Source organism: Cohnella sp. WQ 127256 (genome assembly GCF_024519285.1).
In the GTDB taxonomy this organism is placed as follows: Bacteria; Bacillota; Bacilli; order Paenibacillales; family Paenibacillaceae; genus Cohnella.
Map to the genome: position 1 here is coordinate 596,877 of NZ_JAMZCY010000001.1, position 22,967 is coordinate 619,843.

The window sequence follows — 22,967 nt, forward strand, 5'->3', positions numbered from 1 at the left end:
GAGGGTATTGCATAACTTGGATGCTTCCCTCCGTTTTGTTTATGGAAGGGAGCCCAACCTAAATGACAACTTCCACGGTAACAACACCGAATACAAAACCCAAAAACAATGTTTTACTGAATGTCATTTTGTCCATTATCGTCGTTGCTTTAAATGTTTTAATGCATACGGGAATATTCATTTTCCTTAGGGACAGTGAGATGAATCCAATAATCCATGCGATCTTAGCGATCCTATGGGGAGTCGGGGGCATTTATTTAATCTATTGGTCGCTTAACTGGGCGGTTGAACGGTATTCAGATTTGTGGCGAAGACGGATCCAGCCTTATTTATTCGTAGGTCCTGCGTTTCTTCTCTTAAGCTGGCTACTGCTCATCCCTACACTCCGTACGTTGTACATGAGCTTTCTTGATGAGAGTTCTTCCAAGTTTGTAGGTTTAGCTAACTATGCTGCAATTTTCACGAATCGATTGCTACTTACCGCATTGCGCAACAATCTGCTGTGGGTGCTATTCGGGGCAACGGCATGTATCGTGCTTGGTTTGCTTATTGCTGTATTGGCGGATAGAAGCAGCTTTGAGCGGATTGCCAAAGCGATCATCTTCCTGCCGATGGCCATATCCTTTGTGGCAGCAGGGGTTATCTGGAAGTTTATCTACTACTATCAACCAGGTAATGAGCAAGTCGGCTTATTAAATGCCATCGTCGTGGCTTTTGGAGGAGAACCTCAAGCTTGGACGAGTATGATGCAGCCGTGGAACAATCTGTTTCTGATCGCCATTCTAATCTGGATGCAGACTGGGTTTGCAATGGTCATTTTTTCAGCAGCGTTAAAAGGTGTGCCCGAAGATTTATTGGAAGCCGCAAGAATGGATGGAGCTGGCGAATTCACAATTTTCTTTAAAATTATTACCCCGTTCATCTCTACGACGATTTTATCGGTAACTACAACGATAATTGTGTTTACTCTGAAAATTTTCGATGTCGTCATGATAATGACAGGTGGGCAATACGACACGGAAGTGGTCGCGACCCAATTTTATCGACAATTTTTCATGTATCGTAATTTTGGGTATGGATCGACGCTCGCAATTGTTCTGCTCATTGCGGTTATTCCCGTCATCGTGTTTAATTTGCGACAAATGCGTAAACAGGGGGGATTCTAATGCGTCGCAGAAAGGGGAGAGCACGTTCCAAAACCGTCGTTAATGTCGTGCTAGCTTTTATTTGCTTAATATGGTTGATCCCAACATTCGGGCTATTCGTCTCTTCCTTCCGCCCAGCTACAGAGATATTGAAGACTGGCTGGTGGACCGTGTTTCCACATAAGGAGAACGTGACCAAGGATACGATTCAGTTACCTAAGGAAACCGATCTGAGACAGCCAATAGAAGTAAAGGGGAAAGCCTATTCCGACGCTGAGCTTAAGAGTGGGGTTAAAGCGAGTGATGGCTCGTTTCTCATTTGGGAGAATCGTCGTGGAAGAACGATTAATGTCCAACAATCAGGCTGGACGATGAATACGTCCTTTACGACAGAAAACTATAAAGGCGTCCTTACTGGTAAGCAATATCAAATTACCGATACAGATGGCAGTGTGAAGACAAAGAAAGGCAGTGGGTTATCGCGTGCATTTCTCAACACTGTGACCGTATCGATACCTGCGACGATTATACCGATTCTTATAGCCACCTTCGCGGCTTATGCATTTGCTTGGCTCAAGTTTCCGCTAAGGAAAACAATGTTCGTAATCGTGATCATGCTGCTTGTCGTTCCGCTCCAGGTGGCGATGATCCCCGTATTGAGGGACTACACCGCGCTTGGTCTTAACGGCACGTTCCTTGGCGTATGGATCGCACATGCCGGATTTGGATTACCGTTAGCTACTTACTTCATGTATTCGTATATTAGCCAGCTTCCGAAGGATTTGTTCGAGTCGGCCTTCATGGACGGTGCTTCGAATTTCACTATTTTCACAAAGTTGATATTGCCACTCGCTGTGCCTTCGATCGCATCTATAAGTATCTTTCAATTTTTATGGGTGTGGAACGACTATTTGGTGTCGCTTGTATTCATCGGTAATCAACCAGGAGTTCAAGTGTTGTCGATGAAAATTGCCGACATGGTCGGTACCCGAGGCAATGATTGGCACCTGCTGACTGCAGCTGCATTCGTGTCGATGTTAATGCCGCTTGCTGTATTCTTTGGTCTACAAAAGTACTTCGTCAGAGGTCTACTTGGAGGATCGGTTAAGGGGTAGTAAGGATAGAACGAACAAAGCCTGGGTCAACCGAGGGATGAGAATTCCCATGGTTCACTCAGGCTTTGTTAGTGTATCAGTCAAACTCGGACTCGGTAAAGACTACTTATCGATCAATTGACGAATCATTTGTTGCTTCCGTTGGGAGCAGCTTAGTCGTTTGGTTGTGTCTCCGAAGAAAATGTGGTTCTCACCTAAGGTTGTGATGTTCTTTACGTTAACATAACAATCGGATGAGACGCGGAAAAACGTTGCGGAGTCTGCCATGATGCGGTTTCTTTCATCGGAGGAGAGTCTCTTTTTGATATTGTAATTCCTTCCGTGAAAGCTGATTAACCCATGTGAGCCAACTTTGAAGAACAAAGTGTCTTGATGTGGCTCGAAATCCTCATACACATTTTTTTCTTGTAGCGCTACAGTCATCGTTCCAATCCCCCTTAGAATGATGTTGCTAAATGGTAGCGCTTTCAGTATAACACGAAAATCGGTGTTTTGGGTAACTTTCCTAAAAATATTATAAAGATTCACAAAAATAAGAAATAAGCCCCATCAGAATAATGATGATTTGATTTCATCATTCCAATGGGACTTCATTTTATTAATGATTCAGAAGGCTAATTCGGATGACATTCCAAGAAGCTTTATTTAGTGTGGCGCTAATCTTAGATCCGTCCGCATGAGCATTACCGTTCGAGTGAGGCTTAACACGATTCGGTTGGCTAGCTGTGTTCGTAGCCTTGAGATCTTGATTCTCAAGTACGATATGCTCAAGAACACGGCAAGCTCCGAAGCTGCGCAGATCGACCTCCAACGGAAGGGGGTTCGTCAGGTCACGGTTAACGGCAAACACAGTTACTTCGTTTAATTGTTCATTGTATACGGCGATCGATTCCAAGTAAGGAATGTCTGTAATATCCTTCGTATCATACTTAGGAGATTGAACGAGTGGTACGAGCGCCTGACCTCGACCATATACAGATGCGTGCATGTAAGGGTAGTAAATCGTTTGTGCCCAAGCCTGACCGTTATTTTCCGTCATGATTGGGGCGATGACGTTGACGAGCTGTGCCAAGCAAGCCATTTTGACGCGATCAGAGTTTTTCAGAAGGGCGATCAGCAAGCATCCCACAACTAGGGCATCTTCCATTGTATACAGGTCTTCCAACTGGGGCGGAGCGATTTGCCAAGGTTCAATTTTCTTATCTGCCTCGTTGGAATGGAACCAAACATTCCACTCATCGAACGAGAGCTGCATTGTTTTCTTGCTGCGCTTCTTCGCTTTAATAAAATCGCAGGTGGCCACAACGCTTCGAATAAAGTCTTCCATTTCAAGTGAGCGTCCAAGGAAGGTGGCCGTATCATTGTCATGATTTCCGTAGTAGCTATGCAGGGAAAGGAACTCCACATGATCGTAAGTATGATCAAGTACAGTTGCTTCCCATTCTGGGTATGTGGCCATTCCTTTACTAGAGCTTCCACATGCAGCGAGCTCGATGGAAGGATCGACCCACTTCATTACTTTCGCTGATTCTGCTGCGATGCGTCCGTATTCTATGGCTGTTTTCGCACCGATCTGCCAAGGACCGTCCATTTCGTTACCTAGGCACCACGTCTTGATCGCATGCGGCTGCTTGTAGCCATGGCTAATCCGTAGATCGCTCCAGTAGGAGCCAGAAGCATGATTCGCATATTCGACGATGTTACGTGCTTCGTCGACGCCATGTGTACCAAGATTGATCGCCCACATGACGTCTGTGCCCGCGATACGTGACCAGTCCACGAATTCGTTTAATCCGAATTGATTTGGTTCGACTGTTCTCCACGCCAGTTCAAGTCGACTAGGACGTTGATCTTTGGGTCCGATCCCGTCCTTCCAATCATAGCCTGAGACGAAGTTGCCACCTGGATAACGGATGATGGGAACTTGAAGAGCTTGAATCAGAGTGATGACATCCTTGCGGAAACCTTGTTCATCGGCTGTGGGATGTCCGGGCTCATAAATACCACCATATACGGCTCTTCCTAAATGCTCAATGAAAGAACCGTATAAGCGGTCGTCAATCGTGGAAATTACGAAATCTTTGTCGACGATCATTTTAGCTGAATGGGACATGATGATCTCTCCTTGGATTAATATATTTGTTAATCAATAAACATATACAACTATTCAAAACTTATTAAACAAGATAATCAGACAATTTGCAATAACCTTTTAACAATTTTATTTGATCTTTCAAGGATTTATATATATATTAATTTAAGTGATGAAGTGGGCTGCAGGTTATAATCCCGGACATTCTATTCCATATCGAATGAGTCCGATAGAATGGGGAGGACCCCAATGATCAGAGCAAATACCGATCGCAAATGGCTGCCTCTATATGAGGCGTTAGCTAGTGAAGTGCGTTTGCGAATATTGGAACTGCTTGCAGAGAAGTCGATGAACTTGAAGGAAATCGCTGAGCGACTCGAGCTGAGCAGCGCGATTCTGACGATGCATGTGCGTAAGCTAGAGCTAGCAGGCTTGATCGATACGAAGATGATACGCAAGCAAGGTGGAACACATAAGATTTGTTCCTTGGCCGAGACAGGTGTGGAAATCAGCTTGCCGCAGGCGGGGGCAACGGAAAGATTGTTTTATGAGCAGCATATTCCTGTGGGGCATTATACCTCCTTCGAGGTTTTCCCAACTTGTGGTTTAGCGACGCGTGAGAAGCTGGTTGGTCAGTTTGACGATCCGCGCTATTTTCTAGATCCCGATAGAGTTAATGCAGCGATCCTATGGTTTGGTAAAGGGTATGTGGAATACAAAATGCCGAATTACTTGCTGCCAAGCCAAGAGCCAGAGGAGTTAGAAATTTCTCTAGAGCTTGCATCAGAAGCACCAGGGGCAAATGATCAGTGGCCGTCGGACATTCGATTCTATCTGAATGATGTTCGGTTAGGGGAATGGACGAGCCCAGGAGATTACGGCGCACATACAAGAGGGCGATTCACACCTGAATGGTGGACGATTGATCTGAACCAATATGGGCTGTGGAAGGTATTAAGAGTAAATCGAAGTGGTACATACATGGATGGGCAGAAAATATCAGATGTTACGATAAGTGATCTGTTATTAGATAAGCATTTTTGGACTTTTCGTTTCGCGGTGGAAGAGGATGCGACCCATGTGGGTGGTTTAACTTTGTATGGATCGGGCTTCGGCAACTATAATCAAGATATTCAAATTAGGGTGTACTACAGCCAGAGGAGATAGATGAAATATGATTAACCGCAAAGTTACCCCCTCGGAAGGCGGCAAAAGGCTGCACCGCTTCCTTAGAAATCTCATGCCGAACATTCCACTGGGGCAAATATACAAGATGATCGATTCCGGAAAAGTTAAAGTAAATGGGAAGCGGAAAAATCAAAACTATGAGCTAGTCGCTGGCGATGAGCTGGTTCTGTACGTGGAGGACGCTGCCTATCAGGAAGCGAGCATTGGCCAGAAGAAGGCCAAGTATGTCGGAGTTAATGCAAATGTGAATGTTATTTATGAGGACGCTGAGCTGATGGTCGTTAATAAGCCTGTTGGGATGCTGACGCATCCCGACCAAGCAGACCAGAAGGATACGCTCGTCAATCGTGTGCATGCCTATCTGTATCGCCAGGGCGAGCTCGATAGTCCAATGTTCATGCCTGCTACTGCCAATCGATTGGATCGCAACACAAGTGGAATAATTCTTGTTGGGAAAACAGCGGGCATGCTGCATCAATTAAATCAGTGGATTCAGAAGCATGAGCTGCAGAAATATTATGTAACGATTGTAGAAGGCAGATTGACTGGGGAAGGGATATTAAAGGGTGATCTCATTCGCGATGAGAAGAAAAACCGGACCCACGTCGTCAGTGATAAGACGGATGTTGCGAAGCATGGCGGTGCCGAACAAGTGAAGACAGCTGAGACGCGGTATCGTGTTCTGCAGACGGGTAACTCGCACTCCCTTGTTGAGATTGAGCTCATTAGTGGACGGACGCATCAGATCCGTACTCATTTTCAAGATATCGGTCATTCCGTGCTAGGGGATATTAAATATGGGGGTAATCGATTCGGTGATGTGAACCATCAGCTGTTGCATGCTTGGCGTATCGTCTTACCGGACGGACGTGAGTTCAAGGCACCATTGCCTGCGCAGATGTGTACAGTTGCTGAACGAGTAGGTCTGAATTCGAATTTCTAAACAGAGGTTGTTATGGTGATTTAGTGGGGGGCGATAGGAATGATGGGCTACATAGATGCCTTAGCAGCATGGTTTAGACAGTATGCTGACCGGGAGAAAGCTTTGCCGATGGAAGGATATATGCGCAATCAGTATCCGTTCCTTGGAATAAAATCACCGGAGCGTAAACAGCTGATCAAACAGTTCTGGAAGGAACACGGTATTCCGAGTGAGGGGCAACTCCTAACGGTCGTGCAACAGCTGTGGCAATTGCCGGAACGCGAGTTTCAGAATGTGGCAATGGATTTTCTCGAGAAATACGGTAAACAGGCGGTGAAGTCGGATATCGATGTGTTTGAGAGTCTCGTAACGGCGAAATCCTGGTGGGATACGGTCGATTATTTGGCATCACACACGATGGGGGATCATCTGAAGAGGTTTCCGGAGCTCATCCCGAGCTATACGGAGCGATGGATTCTTTCTGATAATCTCTGGCTACGCCGAACCGCATTGTTGTACCAATTGAGATATAAGCAGCATACGGACGTGGAGAGGTTGTTCGACTACATTGTGCGTTGTAAAGATGAGAATGAGTTTTTCATCCGTAAGGCGATCGGTTGGGTGCTCCGGGAATATTCGAAAACCGATGAATCAGCCGTTCGTCGTTTTGTAGCCGATACGAAGCTATCCCCTCTAAGCATGAAGGAAGCCCTTAAATACGTTTCTCGTTAAATGACACAACTTCTTCACACCATTCTGAATGGGGCATTGGTATGATAGTACTAATTTGGCTCATGTCGGAGGGTTCAGCATATGTTAAAAACAACACTTGGGCGATTGCACCTTATTGGAACTGTCGAGACGATTTCATTCCTAGCCCTGCTATTGATCGCAATGCCGCTTAAGTATTTTGCTGATATTCCGGAAGCTGTAAGATGGGTCGGAGCTGCACATGGGGCTTTGTTCGTATTATATTTGTTAGCCGTGCTAAATACGCTCCTTGTTCGTAAAATGTCATTTCTATTAGCTGTGCTTGCAGTCATCGCCGCATTTATCCCTTTTGGACCTTATTTGATTGAGCGTAAGATTCGTAAATAACACTTCTGAGATAAAATGATATTTTCCAATTTTGAAATAAGAGTTACCCCATAAAGTCGTAAGACTTGTGGGGTAGCTCTTTTTTACTGTCTATGAGGAAGTAAACCATCATAGCAATGGTGTTAAGCTTCATTAGTTAATTACTCTTAATTTGATATTGATATTCAAATAAAAAGGTGCATAAGTAAAACATGGATAGATCATCTATTGATGATCTTTTTTTGTTGCCTTTCACATAAAAGCTTCTGAGGGCATGGTAGTTTCAGCCGTTATATTTAGAAGAGACAGAGGAATCCTGTTAGATAATTTTGCTGACATAGAAAAAAAGAGAACCGGCAAACGATGCCGGTTCTCTTCTATATAAAAGGTTTGCATGCTAAGCGTCATCATGATAAGATAAAAAGACTGTTGCATATATGGTTGTTAAGACAAATTTATTTCATCTTATCTACAGTATTATCATACCATGTGGATTTGCGGTTTGTCAAATGTTATTTTGTTTCTTCATACCAAACCGAAAAGGAGCGTGTTCGTAATAATGAAAAACGTGGAGGAATGGCAGCGAGAACAAGAGCGGCTAGATCTGGTTAAGGAAAGAATAAGATCAAGAATCACCGAATTGGAACCGGAAGTAGCTGGACTGCGAGATCAGGTGACGGACATTCGCAAGCGGTTTTGGGAAGAAGTTACAGTCAACACGAGCACGGACGAAGATTTCGAAGAGACCTTCTACAGTATAAAGCAGCAAGAAGCGTTGCTTTCCGAAAGGGAGCGTAGTCACCGATTACGGATGCAGCGTTGGAAAAACATGAATCGGCTTCTGCCGTCTCCCTACTTTGGACGCATCGATTTTCAAGAGGGTGGATTGAGCTTCAGTGAGCAAATATATATCGGTGTATCGTCCTTCGTAGATGAAGACGGTATGAGCTTTCTTGTGTATGACTGGCGAACGCCAATTGCCAGTATGTACTATGACTATTCCCCAGGGATGTCCGCTTATGAAACGCCAGATGGACAAATTACGGGAACAATGGAACTGAAGCGGCAATACCAGATCCGCGACGGTCAGCTCCAAAATGTGTTCGACACGAGTCTGACGATCGGTGACGAATTGCTTCAGCAGGTGCTTGGCAAGGGTGCGGATACACAAATGAAAAGCATCGTGGCTACAATCCAGAAGGAGCAAAATGCCATCATTCGCAACGACAAGAGCCGTATGCTTATTGTTCAAGGGGCGGCAGGCAGCGGAAAGACATCTGCAGCGCTGCAACGTGCAGCATACTTGTTGTATAAATATCGCAATCATCTCAAGGCGGACCAGATCGTTCTTTTCTCACCTAATCCGATGTTTAACAGTTATGTATCTACGGTCCTTCCCGAGCTTGGCGAGGAAAATATGCAGCAGACGACCTTTCAGGAATATCTTGCATATTGGCTTGAATCCGCATTGCGTATAGAGGATCCATTCGAGCAAATCGAATATGTACTAACGTCTAACTTTACGCAAGAGTATAGAGCACGGTTGGATGGGATTCAATATAAGGCGTCTGAAGCCTTCTTGCAAGCCATCCAAAGCTATGCGCTGTGGTTGAGGAAGGAAGGCATGCTATTCCACGATATTCGCTTTCGGGATCGCGAGTTGATTACGGCGGAACAAATGAAATCACAATTTTACAGCTACGACAGTTCCATTCGTCTCGTTAATCGTGTCTTTCTGCTGCGGGAATGGCTGCTGAGAGAACTGACTATGTTGGAGCGTAAGGAACAGGATGCGTTCTGGGTTCAAGATGAGCTCGATTACCTTGATAACGAGCAATATACCGAAGCCTACCGTACATTGCTCAAGAAGTACCAGCGAGAAACGGCGGTTTTTGATTTTACAGAACAATATGTGGAAGCCTATGGGGAGTTTCGCAGCCAGGAGCAGGGAGAAGAAAATGTCTTCGACTTTACCATGCAGGAAGAAGAACTGCTTCGTCGGACGATCGTGAAGGAGCATTTTAAACCGCTGAGACGGGAAGTGAAGAGGTTAATGTTCATAGATTCAATCGGGCTGTACGATCAATTGTTCAATGACGAGGGCGCTTATCGTAAAATGACGAACGATACCGTTGTGCCCGACCTGTGGCCGGAAATCTGTAAGCAAACGAAGGATAAGCTAAGTCGGCTTGAGCTGTTTTATGAGGATGCGACCCCGTTCTTGTATTTAAAAGAACTCCTTGAGGGAGCTCGGACAAACACGGAGGTGCTGCATTTGTTTGTCGACGAGGGTCAGGATTATTCGCCGTTCCAATATGCGTTTCTCAAACAGTTGTTTCCTCGGGCTCGCATGACTGTGCTAGGAGATTTCTGCCAGGCGATCTTTCCCCAGGCAACGAATCTGCACGAGGCGGATTCTCCTTTGATCCGGCTTTACGGCGAGGCGGAAACGAGCTTGATTCGTCTTGTACGAAGTTATCGTTCAACCCGCGAGATTGTGGAGTTTACGAAGTCATTGCTAAACAGCGAAGAGATCGTGCCATTCGAGAGAAGCGGTAGGAAGCCGTATCTTGTGAAGGCTGTCAGCAGTGAAAAACGGGCGGCGCGAATAATTGAAGACCTCGCGACGCTGAGGGCTGAAGGCTACGACTCCATCTCCATAATAACGAAAACTGAAGCCGAAAGCCGCGAGGCCTACGAAGCATTGACGACACAGGGCTGTGAAGCGCTGCGGCTTATTACGAAAGAGACGCTCACCTTCGAGAAGGGGGTGTCGGTTATACCTGCTTATCTCGCCAAAGGTGTTGAGTTTGATGCGGTACTGATCTACGATGCTTCTACTCAAGTATACAATCGGGAAAGCGAACGCAAGCTCTTCTATACGGCATGTACGCGCGCGATGCATTGCCTCTTGCTCTATACAACAGGAGAATGGACACACTTCATTCCGACAATCGATATATCGTTATTTGAGGTGGAGGAACTTCTGTAGCATGTCTTCGTGATCAAGGTAAAGCGGGCCATCCTCAAAGGATGGCCTTGCCTTAAAGCAGCTCCGTTCATATTCAGTTCATAATTAAGTCATATAATAATTTTTACATATGAAATCTATGTTATTATAGCAATGATATTTTGATTCGAACCGGAGATGATGCTAATGATAAAGCTATTTCGTTTTTTGAAGCCGTACCGCTGGATCGTTGTTGTAGTGATGGCGCTTATTCTCATGCAGTCTTTAAGTGAGCTATATTTGCCCACTTTAATGGCTGATATTATCAACGATGGGGTTGTGAAGGGCGACATTCCATATATTTGGAAAATTGGTGGGTTCATGCTTGCTGTTACGGCAGTAGGCACCCTAGTTTCCATTGCTGCAAGCTACCTATCTTCTCGTATTGCAGCTGGCTTTGGTCGTGATCTACGAAGTAAGACATTTCGTCACGTTGAGAATTTCTCCTTACAGGAATTTGACAAGATTGGAACGGCATCGCTCATTACTCGCACGACCAATGACATTACTCAAGTGCAAATGGTGCTCATGATGATGATGCGGTTAATGGTTGCGGCACCGATGATGTGCATCGGCGGATTGATCATGGCTGTATCTAAGGACGCGCATCTATCGCTCGTATTTGTTGGCGCCATTCCTATTCTAGCGCTAACGATATTTATTATTGCAAGTAAAGGGATTCCCTATTTCAAAGTGATGCAGAAGAAGATCGATAAGCTAAATCTTGTGCTTCGCGAAGGTTTGACTGGGATGCGGGTTATTCGGTCGTTTAACCGATTCGAGCATGAGACAGAGCGCTTCGAGGAAGCGAACCAAGATTTGACGCAAACCGCGATCAAAGTGAATCAAATTATGGCTTTTATGATGCCAATGATGATGCTCATTCTCAACTTTTCTTCGATTGCAATTATTTGGTTTGGTGGGATAAGGGTCAGCGGCGGTCATATGCAAGTTGGGGATCTCATGGCTTTCTTGCAATATGCGATGCAAATTATGTTCTCTCTCCTCATGGTATCGATGATGTTCGTTATGGTTCCACGAGCTTCGGCATCTGCAGTGAGGATTAACGAAGTATTGAATACTGTGCCAGTTATCGTAGACAAAGGTAGAGATCCAGAAACGGAGAGTGGATCGGACGCATTGGAACAAGGTGCAGGCGTAGTTGACTTCGACAATGTGACCTTCCGCTACCCAGGTGCAGAGAGCCCAGCGATAACAGGGATTTCCTTTCAGGCTCGCCCAGGAGAGGTGACGGCGATTATCGGAGGAACAGGATCAGGCAAATCCACATTGATTAGCTTGATTCCAAGGTTCTACGATATTGAGGACGGCGTTGTTCGTATTGATGGACGCGATGTTCGTGATCTATCGATTGATGAGCTCCGCTCAAAAATTGGCCTAGTGCCACAGAAGGCCATGCTGTTCACTGGAACGGTGGCTGATAATATTCGTTATGGAAAAACCGATGCGAGCGATGAAGACGTAAATCATGCAGCAAGGACTGCACAGGCTGATGAGTTTATTAACGGAATGCCTGAAGGGTATGCTGCGCCCGTCTCGCAAGGTGGATCGAATCTGTCTGGTGGACAGAAGCAACGGTTATCCATCGCTCGTGCGCTTGTTCGGAAGCCACAAATCTATTTGTTCGATGACAGCTTCTCCGCACTTGATTTCAAGACAGATGCGAAATTAAGGGCAGCTCTCAAGGGAGAAACGACGGAAGCTACCGTTATTATTGTGGCACAGAGGGTGAGTACAGTCATGGATGCTAATCGGATCATTGTGCTCGATGAAGGACAAATAGTCGGCATCGGCAATCACAAGGAATTGATGGAAGGCTGCAGAGTGTATCGTGAGATTGTATCATCGCAGCTGTCTGAGGAGGAAATCGCATGAGTGAACCACGCGGTAATCAGGAGATGCATCATAAAGGACCACCACCAGGTAGAGGACCGATGGGTGGAGGCATGGGCGGCGGTGGTATGGGCATGCCTGTACAGAAAGCTAAAAATTTCAAAGGTACACTACGTAGGCTAATGGGATATTTGCGTCCGCAACGCACGAAATTACTGGCTGTGCTTATAACCGCAGTACTTAGTACAGCTTTTGCAATCTATAGCCCAAAGGTGCTCGGTAACGCAACGACAATATTGTTCGATGGTATGATGGGTAAGCTTCGTGGCGACCCGGATGCCCATTTCGATCTTGCAGGCATTTGGCAAATTGTTGCTTTCCTTGCTGCTCTCTACTTAGTAAGCTCGATATTTAGCTATATCCAGCAGTTTCTCATGGCTGGAGTTGCTCAGAAAACAGTATATGGCTTGCGCAATGAAGTGAATGCCAAGCTTGGTAAGCTTCCGCTTAAGTTTTTCGATAGCCGAACGCATGGTGAAATTCTGAGCCGAGCAGTTAACGATGTCGATAATATTAGCAACACCTTACAGCAGAGCTTGACTCAACTGATTACATCAGTCATTACGATCATTGGCGTAATCATTATGATGCTCACGATTAGCCCGTGGTTGACGCTTATTCTGCTACTAACACTCCCACTTTCTCTTATCGTCATTAAAGGGGCAGCGGGTCGGTCCCAGAAGCATTTTAAAGCTCAGCAGATGGAGTTAGGCACTTTGAATGGCCACGTTGAAGAAATGTATTCCGGTCACAAAATCGTTAAAGCGTATGGGCAGGAAGAAATCTCTGTTGCCAAATTCGATAAAATTAACGAAAGATTGTACGAATCTGGGTGGCGTGCACAATTCGTATCTGGGAATATTATGCCGCTAATGAGCATGGTGAGTAACATCGGCTATGTGTTCATCAGCGTAGTTGGTGGAATTATGGTTACGAAGGGTTCGATCTCGATTGGTAATATTCAAGCTTTTATCCAATACGCTAGACAGTTCTCCATGCCGCTAGTACAAACTGCAAATATCGCCAACATTATTCAATCGACAATCGCGTCGGCTGAGCGTGTGTTTGAGCTATTGGACGAAGCTGAAGAAATTCCAGAAGCCAGTGGGGGGCTTGAAGCTGAGCTAGTTTCTCCGAAAGGGGACGTTGCCCTGCATGGAGTGAGTTTCGGCTACAAGGAAGATGCAATGCTCATTGAAAATATGGATATCAACGTTAAGAATGGTCAGACAGTGGCGATTGTTGGTCCAACTGGAGCTGGGAAAACAACGTTAGTTAACCTGCTTATGCGTTTCTATGAAGTAAATGAAGGTCATATTACGATAGACGGGGTTGATATTACGCAGATGAAGCGTGGTCAACTTCGCAGCTTGTTTGGTATGGTGCTTCAGGATACTTGGCTGTTCAACGGGACGATCCGCGACAATATTGCTTATGGACGCAAGGGGGCAACGGAGGAGCAAATTATTGAAGCCGCCAAAGCAGCACATGCGGATCACTTTATCCGCACGTTACCAGAAGGCTATAGTACTGTGTTGAATGAAGAAGCTTCTAACTTGTCGCAAGGCCAGAAACAGCTGTTGACGATTGCCCGCGCGATATTGGCGGATCCCGCGATTCTCATTCTGGATGAAGCGACAAGTAGTGTAGATACACGGACGGAAGTGCATATTCAGAAGGCAATGCATGAGCTGATGAATGGCAGAACAAGCTTCGTTATCGCTCATCGCCTATCAACAATTCGGGAAGCAGATTTGATTCTTGTCATGAATAAAGGTAGCATTATCGAGAAAGGCACGCATAATGAGCTGTTAGCTCAGGATGGCTTCTATGCGGATCTGTACAACAGCCAGTTTACTGGCGGGGGTGTACAACAGAGTGTGGGATGAGCGGGTGATGAAAATTCCTCTTCGCGCGAAGCATCATACAACAACCTTTACTAAACCAATGTGACGAGAGGAAAGATGATCATGGCAAGCTTTGAAGAAGTCGTTCGCGGACGTCGCAGTATCGGGAAAGTAAAGGCGGATCCAGTTCCTAAGGAGCTAGTGGAGAAGCTGATCGAAGCCGCAGTTTGGGCACCGAACCATCATGGAACTGAACCGTGGAAATTTATCGTTATGACAGGAGAAGGCAGACGGGTATTAGGTCAAGCCTATGTGGACATAACATTGGAATCGATTCAGGACTTCACTGAGGAAGAGCGGAACATACGGTTGGAGAAGGAAGTCGCTAAGGCATTCCGTGCTCCGGTTGTTATTGCGGCGGTATGTGTCCCCTCGGATGCTCCCAAGGTAAATCCGATTGAAGAGCTTGCCGCAGCTCATTCTGCTGTGCAAAATCTATTGTTAATGGCACATGCAAGTGGTCTTGGTGCAGTGTGGCGTTCGGGAGATCCGATGTATCATCCGAAGATGAAGCAAGCGTTTGGGCTTGGTGGGAACGAACAGGTTGTTGGACTTATTTATATAGGCTACCCGGATATGCAACAGCCTCTTGGTAAGCGGATTTCGGGTAAAGAGAAGACAGTTTGGCTTGAAGGCTAATAGGTCCTAAAATCAAAAAGAGTCAATCCACACGGTAATTATCGTGGGATTGGCTCTTTTTAATGTTATTCGACATGATTAATCTATTTCAGATACCGAACGCCGGACGATCATGTCGGCAGGGAGGACGATCTTCTTCCACGGCATGCCTGTTTCTTCGCGTTCTTGAATGCGTTCTACGAGCATCTGAGTGCCGAGATAGCCGAATTGATAAGCTTGCTGAGCAACAACGGTTAAGAAAGGGTCGATATCGGAAAATGGACCCAGATCATCAAAGCAGACAAGGGACATGTGCTCAGGCACGGTAATGCCACGGTTGTGTAGTGTTCGTATGACTTCTACCGCTAGAACATTGTTTCCCGCAACAATCGCAGTCGGTAGGGGGTCCATTCGATTTAGCCAGCTTTCGATATCGGATAAGTCACTTCGAGGCTCAAAGGCAGTCTCTAGTACATAATTCTCGTCAAATTGTAGATCGTTCAGCTTCAGAGCTTCCTTGTAGCCTTCTAATCTTAACCGGGCGCTAGAAACATTCGGAGATCCATTGATTAATGCAATCCGTTTGTGCCCCAGCGAGGTTAAGTGGTCCACGAGCTTACGCGCACCTTCTTTACTGTCGCCAAGTACAACGTCACTGTCCATGCCAGGAACTTCCCGATCCAGCAGCACGAAAGGGACCCGATGCTTGCGAAGGGTTTCTAGGTGTGGCAAAGAGGGATCACCTGCCGGGGCAACTAGGACGCCATCCACTCTGGTGGTCAAGATCGTGTCGACGTAATCCTTTTCCTTCTCCACGCTTTCATCCGAATTACCGAATAAAAGACGATAGCCATGCTTCTTGGCAGCATCCTCCGCACCGCGCGCTAATGTCGTATAGAAAGGATTCGTAATATCCGTTATAAGCAGGAACAGCAGATTGCTCTGCTGAAGCACTAAGCTACGAGCCATATGGTTAGGGACATAATTCAAATCTTCCATGACACGACGAACCTTGGACCTCGTTTTATCGCTGATTTTACCAGTGTTATTGATAACCCTAGAAACGGTCATCGCAGACACACCTGCTTTGGCAGCAATGTCGTATATTGTAACCATGAATAAGACTCCTCGTCGTCAATAGGTTCTTCTATCTTACAAAATTAAAGAATTGACAGCAAGCGTTTTGCCTGATAATTTAATGTTATCGGTAACATTTTATAACACTTTGGAGGCTGATCACATGGCAGAGCAAAATTTCAGATGGAACGGCGGATTTCCGAAAATCGGTATTCGTCCTACGATTGATGGCAGACGCAGAGGCGTTCGTGAATCACTAGAAGAACAAACAATGAACATGGCTAAAGGTGTAGCTAAGCTATTCTCTGAAAACTTGCGCTATCCAGATGGTTCACCAGTGGAATGTGTGATAGCGGATACAACAATCGGTGGTGTAGCGGAATCTGCTGCAGCTGCAAGCAAATTTGCTAGAGAAAACGTGGGTGTATCGATAACGGTTACGCCTTGCTGGTGTTACGGAACGGAAACAATGGATATGGATCCTTCAATCCCTAAAGCGGTATGGGGCTTTAATGGTACTGAGCGTCCAGGGGCTGTGTATCTTGCAGCGGTATTGTCCGCATATGCTCAGAAAGGTCTACCCGCATTCGGAATCTACGGTAAAGACGTACAAGATGCTGGATCAACAGAGGTTCCAGAAGACGTAAAAGGGAAATTGCTTGGTTTCGCTAGAGCAGGACTTGCAGTGGCTCTGATGAAAGGCAAATCTTACTTATCTATGGGTTCTGTATCTATGGGTATCGCGGGTTCGATCGTCAATGATAGCTTCTTCCAGGAATACTTAGGTTTACGTACCGAGTATATCGATATGAGCGAATTCGTTCGTCGTATGGAAGAAAACATCTACGATCCAATCGAGTATGAGAAGGCATTTGCTTGGGTAAAGGAAAATTGCATTGAAGGTCCTGATAACAATCCAGCGGAGATTCAAACATCCCGCGAACAAAAGGACAAGGATTGGGAAACTGTTGTTAAGATGACGATCATTGCTCGCGACCTGATGATTGGCAATCCTCGCTTAGATGAACTGGGCTTCTACGAAGAAGCACAGGGACATAATGCAATCGTGTCTGGTTTCCAAGGTCAACGTCAGTGGACGGATCATTTCCCTAACGGCGATTTCATGGAAACGATCCTTAACTCCTCATTCGATTGGAACGGGATTCGTGCTCCATACATGGTTGCAACGGAAAATGATAGCTTGAACGGTGCCGTTATGTTGTTCGGTAACCTACTGACTAACACAGCGCAAATCTTCTCGGACGTACGTACTTACTGGAGCCCAGAATCTGTAGAGCGAGTTACAGGTCACAAGCTTGAAGGTGCTGCGGCAAACGGAATTTTACATTTGATCAACTCGGGTTCTTCGACAATGGACGGAACTGGTGAGCAAACGAGAGACGGTAAGCCAGCAATGAAGCCTTTCTGGGAAATTTCCGCTGAAGAAGCTCAGAAATGTCTAGATGAAACTTCTTGGCGCCCGGCTTCTGTTGAATATTTCCGTGGGGGCGGTTACTCCTCCGACTTCCTAACTCGCGGTGGTATGCCGATGACGATGTCCCGTCTGAACTTGGTTAAAGGAATCGGACCTGTGCTGCAAATTGCGGAAGGCTATTCCGTAGATCTCCCATCTGATGTACATGACACGTTGGACAAACGGACAGATTCGACTTGGCCGACAACTTGGTTTGCACCGATCCTTACGGGTAAGGGCTCGTTCAGCAGCGTATATGATGTCATGGACAACTGGGGTGCTAACCATGGCTCAATCAGCTATGGTCACATTGGAGCGGATCTAATCACGCTTGCTTCTATGCTTCGTATCCCGGTTAGCATGCACAACGTTGCTGACGATCAAGTTTTCCGTCCTCGTGTATGGGGCTTGTTCGGTACAGACAATGCAGAAAGCGCAGACTATCGCGCATGCAACAATTTCGGACCTCTTTATAAATAATAATCTGACGACACTGTCGACTGTTTCAGCAATGAAGCAGACGGCAGTTGTCTGTCCATAGAATGGAGTAATCCCATGAGTAGCCATGATATACGTCAAGAACTATGCAAATACGCTCAGAAAACCGTATCGAACAAGTTAGTTGTAGGACCTGGTGGCAACCTGAGCGCACGATTCGAGGGTAAAATGTATCTTTCTCCAAGCGGCTTCGCTTTGGATGAAATTCAACCAGAGCAATGGGTAGAAGTTGATATCGAGACAGGGCACATTACGGACATCGGTCTTCGTCCTTCTTCAGAAGTGCTTATGCATCTTTACGCATATCGCCAAAATCCGAACATCGGAGCTATGGTACACACGCATCCGCCTTATTGCATCGCTTTTACACTTGTGGAGAGGGATCTTCCGATCATGTTCCCAGACCAAGCGGCTCTTGTAGGCAAAACGGTATACGTTGACTATGTGCTACCGACTACGGATAAGCTTGCCGACGCTGTTGTTGAGAAAATCGAGCATGCTTCGATCCTCTTAGGCAACCATGGCTTAGTAACAACTGGGCGCAATTTACGTGAAGCTTACTATCGCACCGAGGTTGTTGAGGAAAGCGCGAAGATTTTCCTTATCGCTAAAGCGATTAAAGAGCCGAAGGTTCTAACTAAGGAAGAGTTCGAGGAAATCGCTTCCCTTGAGAGCGAAGCTTACCGTGTAGAATTGCTACAGAAGATGAAATAGAAGAAGCTCTCGCTTCGAAGAAGAGAGGGGATTGTCATGACAACGGGAACAACGGTATTGGCATTCGACATGGGGGCTAGCAGTGGGCGGGCTGTGATCGGACAGTTGATGTCTGATTCAGAGGGCGTACGTAAGCTGGAAGTTACGGAAATCCATCGCTTTCCCAATCATGCGATTCAAGTTGGACAGCATTTACACTGGGACATATTGCGACTGCTTCATGAGTTGAAGAAGGCAATTCGTCTTGCCTTCCAAGGTGGATACTCGCCGGCGACATTTGGTATTGATACATGGGGTGTCGATTTTGGGTTGCTTGATGCGAATGGTGAGCTACTAGGTAACCCTTATCACTACCGTGATTCACATACGGAAGGTCTCATCGAAGAAGTAAGCGGTTTGATTGGACAAGAAGCATTGTTTAAGATGAGCGGCTTGCAGTTCATGCCTTTTAATACTCTGTATCAGTTGTACGCGATGAAGAAGGCGGCTTCTCCGAAGTTAGATATCGCACAGACGTTACTGCTAACGCCTGATTTATTGACGTATTTGCTTACCGGAGTGAAGTCATGTGAGTTCACGATGGCGACGACTACACAGCTCTATCATCCGGGTACACAAGCTTGGAATACGGAGCTAATGGAGCGTTTAGGCATTCCTTCTCAGCTATTCCTCACACCTGTGCATCCAGGAACGGTCACGGGTTCCTTGTCACCTGAAGTCATGGCAGAGTTAGGCGTTCCAGCTATCCGGTCGGTATCGGTCGGAACGCACGATACGGAGTCCGCGATAGCTGCTGTTCCTGCAGGAGATGAGCCGTTTGCTTTTCTTGTGTGCGGGACATGGTCGCTGTTAGGTACTGAGATGAAGCAGCCTTTGCTAAGCAATGAGACGATGGAGCTGGAATTTTCCAACGAAGGCGGCGTAGGCGGGACGTACCAATTGCTTAAAAACATCATGGGTCTGTGGCTGCTACAGGAATGTAAGCGGGAATGGGACGAGCAAGGGAAAGAGATCAGCTTCCCTGAATTGGTCCGTATGGCCGAACAGGCTACGCCGTTCCGTAGTCTGATCCATCCTGATGATCCGAGGTTTTTCTCGCCGTCTGGCATGGTGGACAAAGTCCGCGGCTTCTGTGCCGAAACGAATCAACCGATTCCTCAAACCGAGGGAGAAATTGTTCGTTGTATTCTAGAGAGTCTAGCGTTACGTTATCGCCAAGCACTAGAGCAGGCGGAGAAGTTAACAGATACTCGTTATGGCGGTCTTCACATGGTTGGCGGTGGCATTCAAAATCAACTCCTATGTCAATTCACAGCTAATGCGTTAGGAAAACCAGTATGGGCCGGGCCAATTGAAGCGAGTGCAATTGGCAATATGCTGATGCAGCTAGTAGCGCTAGGGGAATGCAAAGATTTGCGGGAAGCACGTAAGCTCGTTGCAGATTCGTTCCCAATCGATGTCTATGAGCCTAGTATTGATGCGAATTGGTCCACTGCCTATGAGACTTTCCTTGGCTTCGGTCGGGTATAACAGGAGGAAACGTAGATGTTAAAAGGGATCTCAAGCTTAATTTCTCCGGAACTGCTTAAAGTGTTAATGGAAATGGGACATAGTGATGAGATTGTGATCGGCGACGGTAACTTTCCTGCTGCCAGCCATGCGCAAAGATTAATTCGTGCAGATGGTCACGGTGCTCCTGAGCTGCTTGATGCCATTCTTCGCTTGTTTCCGTTAGATCAATACGTGGACAAACCTGTAGCCCTTATGCAAGTGGTGCCAGGTGATACGGTGGAAACGCCGATCTGGAGCACTTACGGCGAAATCATTGAAGCACATACGGGCATTAAGGCTCCGTTCGAGGAAGTGGAACGGTTCGCATTTTACGAGCGAGCTAAGAAGGCCTATGCGATCATCTCCACAGGAGAAGGCGCGCTTTATGCGAATTTGATATTGAAAAAAGGCGTTATCACGAAGTAATTCACATAACGTAACTGATCTTTATGATCCTGTTCCTTCTTCGATGAAGGGACGGGATCTATTATTTTTTGGATCCTATCTCTACCTCTTGCGAATTTGAACTTTTTTCGTTAGAATACTGAATTATCGTTCAGTATTGTAGTGTATCGCCTTCTTTGGATCGGAGTGGATGAATTGAATAAAAAGAAGCTCCAGAGCGAGCAAACAAAAAAACGAGTCGCGGATGCTGCAAAAGCTTTATTTGTTCAGAAGGGATATAAGGCAACTTCGATAGACGATATCGTGAATGCAACGGGGAGTAGTGCCGGGAATATTTATTATCATTTTAAAAGCAAGGAAGGCTTATTTCTCTATTTAATAAGCGAATGGGATCGAGAATGGGAGCAGAGGTGGAGTGAGAAAGAAGCGATTTATCATACGACTAAAGAAAAGCTTTACGGTATGGCGGAGCAATTAGTTGTTGATAATCTCAATCACCCTCTAACTAAAGCGGCTGATGAGTTTTTTAACAATGCGGAAAAAGCAAGTGATGTTCAAGAACGAATAGCTGAGATGATGGCAGGTTATCTTAAATTTAATCGCAAGCTGCTTCAGCAGGGAATTGAAGACGGTGAGCTTATGGAACTTAACGTGGACAGTCTTGCTATTGTTCTTGATAGCTTAATTATTGGACTTAGTCAGCATTCTCGCAAAATGCAGCAGGAAGCTGCACTCGAATTATATAAATTAGCGATGGATATCTTCCTTAATGGAATTACAAAAGCTCCGGTTTGATCTCTAAGGGTTAGGAACAACAATCCTTATCCAAACCAACATCTTAGAATGAACGTTCAGTATAATTGTTTGGGGGATTTATGATGGTATTGTTACTTAAAAATAGGGGAGCTATTCTGCTCCTTATGCTAAATATATTTCTGGTATTTACAGGAATCGGTTTAGTTATTCCAATTATGCCTATGTATATGGCAGATCTAAATATTAGTGGAACTGTTGTGGGACTCCTTGTCGCAGCATTCTCGTTAACTCAGCTCTTATTTTCACCTTTAGCTGGTAGGCTGTCTGATTCGTATGGTCGGAAAAGAATCATTGTGCTGGGGATGCTTGTTTTTAGCTTTTCCGAGTTACTCTTCGGGATTGCTGGCTCGCCAGCTCTGTTATTTCTCGCAAGAATGCTGGGGGGAATCGGAGCAGCTCTAATTATGCCGGCTGTAATGGCTTATACAGCAGATGTGACGACGAATGAAGAAAGAGCGAAAGGGATGGGATTTATCAATGCAGCGATAACAACGGGATTTATTATCGGTCCTGGCATTGGTGGGTATCTTGCTGAATTCGGTATTCGCGTTCCGTTCTACGCTGCTGCAATTGCTGCACTTATAGCGGCGGTTATTACGGCATTGATTTTGCCTGAATCAGCACGAGCTAGCAAGCCGATAAATTCAAACGCGGTTCTGGAGAAGAAAAAAAGCTTTATTCAGCAGTTGCTACACTCCGTCCATGAGCCTTATTTTATTAGCTTGATCATTGTGTTTGTTATGTCTTTTGGTTTAGCGAATTATGAAACGATCTTTGGGCTGTTTGTTGATCATAAGTTTGGGTTCACTCCGAAAGACATTGCGTTTATTATTACGTTTGGTTCCATCGCAGGTGCTGTTGTACAAATCACCGTGTTTGGATGGATTTTGGAACGCTTTGGAGAGAGGAAAGTCATCTCAATCTGTTTATTAATTGCAGGACTTTTTATCTTATTGACACTTTTTGTGAGCAGTTTTTGGATGATTTTCGCGGTTACTTTTATCGTGTTTTTATCGATCGATATTTTACGTCCGGCGATCGGTACACAGATGTCGTTAATGGCCCAAGAGCAGCAAGGGTATGTCGCTGGCTTGAACTCTGCTTTTACGAGTCTGGGGAATATCGCTGGACCTATGGTTGCAGGATTCTTATTTGATGTTGATATTAACTACCCTTATGTGCTTGCAGCCGTTATCTTATTTATAAGCTTTATATTATCCGTGAGAAGTGGAAGCGGAAGACGTGTGGGATTAACACAAAGTTAACCCATCACCGGGAATAAGTCCGCAGATACCTAAGAGAAACAAAAACAGTAATCTAGTCGACTCCTCATGCCGGCTGGATTACTGTTTTTTTATCGTAGATGATTTGTATGAATCAATAAGGTGATGGTGTAACGTTATTCGTCAGAAACTACCGATGTGGTGAGAAATAGAGTGATGGG

At 45.6% G+C, this 22,967-nt stretch carries 19 protein-coding genes; 16 read left to right on the top strand and 3 right to left on the bottom strand.

Annotation, left to right across the window (positions count from 1 at the left end; all coding sequences use genetic code 11):
* The first annotated feature begins 62 nt into the window (after positions 1-62).
* Entirely contained in the window at positions 63-1,166 is a 1,104-nt protein-coding gene (locus M1K58_RS02430) for a carbohydrate ABC transporter permease (protein ID WP_256757067.1), read from the top strand.
* Entirely contained in the window at positions 1,166-2,260 is a 1,095-nt protein-coding gene (locus tag M1K58_RS02435; protein WP_256757068.1) for a carbohydrate ABC transporter permease, read from the top strand. The genes M1K58_RS02430 and M1K58_RS02435 overlap by 1 nt, the downstream gene beginning before the upstream one ends.
* A 102-nt stretch (positions 2,261-2,362) precedes the next feature.
* Here the strand turns inward: M1K58_RS02435 and M1K58_RS02440 are convergent, their stop codons facing one another.
* Positions 2,363-2,683 carry a hypothetical protein gene (locus M1K58_RS02440; RefSeq protein ID WP_256757069.1) on the bottom strand — a complete coding sequence of 107 codons (321 nt, stop codon included), beginning with the start codon at positions 2,681-2,683 and terminating at the stop codon, positions 2,363-2,365.
* Positions 2,684-2,858: 175 nt separating this feature from the next.
* A complete protein-coding gene (gene arfA, locus M1K58_RS02445) occupies positions 2,859-4,373 on the bottom strand; it encodes an arabinosylfuranosidase ArfA (RefSeq protein ID WP_256757070.1) in 1,515 nt (504 codons plus the stop codon).
* Positions 4,374-4,601: 228 nt separating this feature from the next.
* Here arfA and M1K58_RS02450 point away from each other — a divergent pair, with 228 nt between their 5' ends.
* From M1K58_RS02450 to M1K58_RS02485, 8 genes are all read left to right on the top strand, one after another.
* Entirely contained in the window at positions 4,602-5,519 is a 918-nt protein-coding gene (locus M1K58_RS02450; protein WP_256757071.1) for an ArsR/SmtB family transcription factor, read from the top strand.
* A gap of 7 nt (positions 5,520-5,526) precedes the next feature.
* Complete coding sequence (locus tag M1K58_RS02455) at positions 5,527-6,483, top strand: RluA family pseudouridine synthase (RefSeq protein ID WP_256757072.1); 957 nt, start codon at positions 5,527-5,529, stop codon at positions 6,481-6,483.
* Positions 6,484-6,522: 39 nt separating this feature from the next.
* Positions 6,523-7,194, top strand: coding sequence for a DNA alkylation repair protein (locus M1K58_RS02460; RefSeq protein WP_256757073.1), 672 nt, complete (start codon positions 6,523-6,525; stop codon positions 7,192-7,194).
* 81 nt (positions 7,195-7,275) lie between these two features.
* Positions 7,276-7,560, top strand: coding sequence for a DUF3817 domain-containing protein (locus M1K58_RS02465; protein WP_256757074.1), 285 nt, complete (start codon positions 7,276-7,278; stop codon positions 7,558-7,560).
* Positions 7,561-8,098: 538 nt separating this feature from the next.
* On the top strand, positions 8,099-10,531 hold the full coding sequence (gene helD, locus M1K58_RS02470; RefSeq protein WP_256757075.1) for an RNA polymerase recycling motor HelD: 2,433 nt from the start codon (positions 8,099-8,101) through the stop codon (positions 10,529-10,531).
* A gap of 165 nt (positions 10,532-10,696) precedes the next feature.
* Positions 10,697-12,445 carry an ABC transporter ATP-binding protein gene (locus M1K58_RS02475; protein ID WP_256757076.1) on the top strand — a complete coding sequence of 583 codons (1,749 nt, stop codon included), beginning with the start codon at positions 10,697-10,699 and terminating at the stop codon, positions 12,443-12,445.
* Positions 12,442-14,352, top strand: coding sequence for an ABC transporter ATP-binding protein (locus M1K58_RS02480; protein ID WP_306220124.1), 1,911 nt, complete (start codon positions 12,442-12,444; stop codon positions 14,350-14,352). Before M1K58_RS02475 ends, M1K58_RS02480 begins: the two co-directional genes overlap by 4 nt.
* 81 nt (positions 14,353-14,433) lie before the next feature.
* Positions 14,434-15,009 carry a nitroreductase family protein gene (locus tag M1K58_RS02485; protein ID WP_256757077.1) on the top strand — a complete coding sequence of 192 codons (576 nt, stop codon included), beginning with the start codon at positions 14,434-14,436 and terminating at the stop codon, positions 15,007-15,009.
* 78 nt (positions 15,010-15,087) lie between these two features.
* On the opposite strand, the gene M1K58_RS02490 is transcribed toward M1K58_RS02485, so the two are convergent.
* Entirely contained in the window at positions 15,088-16,104 is a 1,017-nt protein-coding gene (locus tag M1K58_RS02490) for a LacI family DNA-binding transcriptional regulator (RefSeq protein ID WP_256757078.1), read from the bottom strand.
* 124 nt (positions 16,105-16,228) lie between these two features.
* Between M1K58_RS02490 and M1K58_RS02495 the strand changes: the two genes are divergently transcribed.
* The 6 genes from M1K58_RS02495 to M1K58_RS02520 all read left to right on the top strand — a co-directional run bounded on the left by M1K58_RS02495 (position 16,229) and on the right by M1K58_RS02520 (position 22,788).
* Entirely contained in the window at positions 16,229-18,019 is a 1,791-nt protein-coding gene (locus tag M1K58_RS02495) for an L-fucose isomerase (protein ID WP_256757079.1), read from the top strand.
* A 75-nt stretch (positions 18,020-18,094) separates the two neighbouring features.
* The gene (locus M1K58_RS02500) at positions 18,095-18,751 is read left to right on the top strand and encodes a class II aldolase/adducin family protein (protein WP_256757080.1); all 657 of its coding nucleotides are present in this window, start codon (positions 18,095-18,097) and stop codon (positions 18,749-18,751) included.
* A 36-nt stretch (positions 18,752-18,787) separates the two neighbouring features.
* The gene (locus M1K58_RS02505; protein ID WP_256757081.1) at positions 18,788-20,281 is read left to right on the top strand and encodes a rhamnulokinase; all 1,494 of its coding nucleotides are present in this window, start codon (positions 18,788-18,790) and stop codon (positions 20,279-20,281) included.
* A gap of 15 nt (positions 20,282-20,296) precedes the next feature.
* A complete protein-coding gene (gene fucU / locus M1K58_RS02510) occupies positions 20,297-20,728 on the top strand; it encodes an L-fucose mutarotase (RefSeq protein WP_256757082.1) in 432 nt (143 codons plus the stop codon).
* 174 nt (positions 20,729-20,902) lie between these two features.
* Positions 20,903-21,502, top strand: coding sequence for a TetR/AcrR family transcriptional regulator (locus M1K58_RS02515; RefSeq protein ID WP_256757083.1), 600 nt, complete (start codon positions 20,903-20,905; stop codon positions 21,500-21,502).
* An 83-nt stretch (positions 21,503-21,585) separates the two neighbouring features.
* Complete coding sequence (locus M1K58_RS02520) at positions 21,586-22,788, top strand: MFS transporter (RefSeq protein ID WP_256758212.1); 1,203 nt, start codon at positions 21,586-21,588, stop codon at positions 22,786-22,788.
* Positions 22,789-22,967 lie beyond the last annotated feature (179 nt).